This is a genomic window from Salinimicrobium oceani (assembly GCF_012037645.1).
Genome location: NZ_JAAVJR010001317.1, coordinates 1 through 327, shown reverse-complemented (window position 1 = coordinate 327; position 327 = coordinate 1). Strand labels below are relative to the sequence as shown.

Below are 327 nucleotides of genomic sequence, written 5' to 3'. Positions count from 1 at the left end.
ACTTATTACTGCTTACTTTTATTACGCTTCAGCTAACATTTTCTCACCGGCTTCGATCGCTTCTTCAATGGTTCCTTTAAGGTTAAAGGCAGCTTCGGGAAGGTGATCCAACTCTCCGTCCATGATCATGTTGAAACCTTTGATGGTTTCTTTGATATCTACAAGTACTCCTTTAAGTCCTGTAAACTGTTCGGCTACATGGAACGGCTGAGAAAGGAAACGCTGAACACGCCTTGCACGTGATACAGCAAGTTTATCTTCTTCAGAAAGTTCTTCCATACCAAGGATGGCAATGATATCCTGAAGTTCTTTATATCTCTGTAGTAA

Annotated in this window: 1 protein-coding gene; it reads right to left on the bottom strand. The window is 41.0% G+C overall.

What is annotated here, in order from left to right; translation table 11 throughout:
- Positions 1-21: 21 nt before the first annotated feature.
- Positions 22-327: ATP synthase beta subunit C-terminal domain-containing protein (locus HC175_RS22000; RefSeq protein WP_438865981.1), on the bottom strand; the 306-nt coding region annotated here is incomplete at its 5' end.